This is a genomic window from Rhodococcus sp. P14, from assembly GCF_000256505.1.
GTDB lineage: Bacteria > Actinomycetota > Actinomycetes > Mycobacteriales > Mycobacteriaceae > Rhodococcus > Rhodococcus ruber.
In genome coordinates this window covers 1-2,863 of record NZ_AJFC01000101.1, presented here as the reverse complement: position 1 = coordinate 2,863, position 2,863 = coordinate 1, and the positions used below count along the sequence as shown (strand labels likewise).

Sequence of the window (2,863 nt, the reverse complement as noted above, 5' to 3'; positions counted from 1 at the left end):
CCCAAAGCCGCTGATCGGGCCGTCGCTGGCGGTCCGGGTGCTGCGGCACGCCCCGCACACCGACCGGTCGGACACCGCCCTGCTGCTGCTCGCCTTGACCGGCGCGACCGTCGGCGACGTGTTCATGATCGACCCGGACGACGACGCGCGGCTGCTGCGCGGTGCGTCCTCGTTCGCCGTGATGCAGGTCTGCTACTCGGCGCTGCTGGCCCGTCGCGGGGCCCGTCCGACCCGGTCGGCGGCGGTGCCGCGGGCCGTCGCGGCGCTCGGAGCCGCCGGCCTGCTCGGCGTGAAGGCGCCCCGGGTGGCGGCCCCGTTGACGGGCTACGGTGCGCTGCTCGGGACCACCGCGACACTCGCCGCGGACCCGTCGCTCGCCCCCGGCGCCCGCCGGCTGGCCGACCTGCCGATCCCGGGCCGGGACCGGCGCAGCTGGCTGGGGCTCGGCGGCCTGGTGTTCACGCTCTCCGACGGCACCATCGTCGCGCGGCGGGTGCTGTTGCGCTCGGAGGGGGCGCGCGCCGCGGCGGAGGGGTTCGTGCTCGCGACCTACGCGCTGGCCCAGCTGCTCCTCGTCGAAGGCAAGCTCGCGCTCGGGCGGGAGGGCGCCGTCGCGCCCCGGCTGTCCGCGTAGGCGACGGACACACCGGTCGCCTACGGGCAGAGGACGATGCGGTCCCGGTCGCGCGGGTCGACGCGGATGCCCACGACCCGGCCCGGCTCGAACCGGTCGAGATCCTCGCGGGCGACCTCGTAGAGCACCCGTCCGTGGTACGGCTCGGAACCCGGCACCGTCAGATCGAGATCCAGCTCGGTGAGCTCGCCGTTGTCCACGGTGTGCCCGAGGTGCCGAGCCGAGATGATGGTCGCCCAGCCCTCGAGGCCGCGGCGGGCGAGACGGCGGTCGGCGCGCGACGGCCGCCCGGCGAGGATCATGGCGATGCCCAGCGCCGAGCCGTACGCGGCCAGCAGGAACATGATCTGGTAGGGGACGGTGCCCTCGGGAGAGCTGCCGACGAACAGCCCCAGCCACAGGGCCAGGACGACGAGATATCCGGCGGTGACGAACGCGACGGCACGAACGACTCGAACGTGGCTCATTGCTCCTCCGATGCCAGGATAGTCCGTGACCTGCGCCACGTTCGGCGTCGCTACGCTGCACTCATGAATTCGCCCACTGCCTTCGTCACCGGTGCCGCCGCGGGGATCGGCCGCGCCACCGCCCTGCTCCTCGCCCGCCGTGGCTACCGGGTCGCCGCCGTCGACGTCGATGCCGCGGGCCTCGAGGCGCTCGCCGCGGAGCAACCCGGCATCGTCACCGCGGTCCTCGACGTCACCGACGCGGCGGGCTGGGAACGCACACTGAAGGCGTTCTGCGCCGACGGCACGCTGGACCTGCTCGTCAACAACGCGGGTGTCCTGGCCTCGGGTCCGTTCGAGACGACCCCGCTCGCGCGGCACCGGCAGATGGTCGACGTCAACGTCGCCGGGACGATCACCGGCTGCCACAGCGCGTTCGAGTACCTGCGCCGCACGCCCGGCGCCCAGGTGGTCAACCTGTGCTCGGCGTCGGCGCTGTACGGGCAGCCGGAGCTCGCCACCTACAGCGCCACCAAGTTCGCCGTGCGCGGGCTGACCGAGGCCCTCGATCTGGAATGGGCTCCGCACGACATCCGGGTGGTCGCGATGTGGCCGCTGTTCGTCGAGACGGCGATGACCCGGGACATGAACATCGGTGCGTCGCGGCGGCTGGGGATCCGGCTCGACGCCGACGACGTCGCGCGGGCGCTGTACGACCTGACCCGTCCGGGCCGGCGGGCGGCCGGTGTCCACCACACCGTGGGCTGGCAGGCGAAGGCGTTCGCCGCCTTCGCCCAGGTCACGCCCGCCCGGCTCAATCGCCTGGTCAACCGGTGGGTGACCGGCAGCTGACGCGGTCTCGCTAGAGTGGCGGACGGATCAGCGACGGAAGGGAGTCGGGTGAACGTGCGTCGGATGTCGTCGATCGGTGCGGCCGCGGTGGCGGTGCTGGCACTGGCCGGGTGCGGAGGTTCGTCGGAGGGGGTGGAGCAGCCGGCTGCCGCGTCGTCGTCGAGCGCGGCCGTCACGACCACCACCACGGTGGCACCCGCCCCGACGACCACCGAGCCCACCTCGACCACCCCGGTCCCCGAGAGCGCCCCGGCAGGGCCCGAGAGCGCTGCGGCGGCGCCGGCCGACGTGCAGTACGAGCGCAACGAGTCGTACTACTTCACCAGCCCCGACGGCGGGTTCCGGTGCGGGATCGTCAAACTCCCCTCCCGCACCGAGGCGGGCTGCGAGGGCGTCACGGATCCGGTGCCGCCTCGGCCCGAGAACTGCATGGTCAACTGGGGCAACGGTATTCGCGTGCAGGACGCGGGGCCCGCGGAGTTCATGTGTTCGGGTGGGTCGGTCTACACCTCCGGCGGCGACGACCCGGTCCTGCCGAGCGGATCGACGTTGAGCAAGCTCGGCTACACGTGCGAGACCACCGCCGCCGAAGTCTCCTGCGTCAACGACGCCACCGGGCACGGCTTCACGATCGCTGCCGCCTCGAACACGACGTTCTGACCGTGCATCTCGACGACGTTGCCGGTCCCACCGAGTGGGGCGAGCACCCGCACGGGTACGGTCCGTGGGTCGAGGAGTACGGCACCGAGCCCCCGCGGGATCCGCGCTACGACCCGGAGCTGCTCGCCCACGGTGACCGGCGCAACGTCGTCGACGCGTACCGCTACTGGACGCGCGAGGCGATCGTCGCCGACATCGACACCCGCCGCCATCCGCTGCACGTGGCGATCGAGAATTTCGGGCACGACGCGAACATCGGCACCGTGGTGCG

Annotated in this window: 4 protein-coding genes and 1 pseudogene; 4 read left to right on the top strand and 1 reads right to left on the bottom strand. The window is 72.9% G+C overall.

The genetic code is table 11. The annotated features are described in order from the left end of the window. On the top strand, positions 1–634 hold a 634-nt coding region (locus OEY_RS28115), incomplete at its 5' end, for a lysoplasmalogenase family protein (RefSeq protein WP_010593226.1). Positions 635–654: 20 nt separating this feature from the next. On the opposite strand, the gene OEY_RS0107250 is transcribed toward OEY_RS28115, so the two are convergent. Then, positions 655–1,101 carry a hypothetical protein gene (locus tag OEY_RS0107250; protein ID WP_010593225.1) on the bottom strand — a complete coding sequence of 149 codons (447 nt, stop codon included), beginning with the start codon at positions 1,099–1,101 and terminating at the stop codon, positions 655–657. A 63-nt stretch (positions 1,102–1,164) separates the two neighbouring features. Between OEY_RS0107250 and OEY_RS0107245 the strand changes: the two genes are divergently transcribed. The 3 genes and pseudogenes from OEY_RS0107245 to OEY_RS0107235 form a co-directional block, all read left to right on the top strand. Continuing rightward, complete coding sequence (locus tag OEY_RS0107245; protein WP_010593224.1) at positions 1,165–1,932, top strand: SDR family oxidoreductase; 768 nt, start codon at positions 1,165–1,167, stop codon at positions 1,930–1,932. 48 nt (positions 1,933–1,980) lie between these two features. Next, the gene (locus tag OEY_RS0107240) at positions 1,981–2,592 is read left to right on the top strand and encodes a hypothetical protein (RefSeq protein ID WP_010593223.1); all 612 of its coding nucleotides are present in this window, start codon (positions 1,981–1,983) and stop codon (positions 2,590–2,592) included. A gap of 2 nt (positions 2,593–2,594) precedes the next feature. Then, positions 2,595–2,863 (top strand): annotated as a pseudogene (locus tag OEY_RS0107235) (TrmH family RNA methyltransferase); the annotation flags it as partial.

What these genes read in the sequence shown, in the direction of transcription:
- OEY_RS0107250 (WP_010593225.1), bottom strand. Translation starts at nt 1,101, where the DNA reads ATGAGCCACGTTCGAGTCGTTCGTGCCGTCGCGTTCGTCACCGCCGGA.
- OEY_RS0107245 (WP_010593224.1), top strand. Translation starts at nt 1,165, where the DNA reads ATGAATTCGCCCACTGCCTTCGTCACCGGTGCCGCCGCGGGGATCGGC.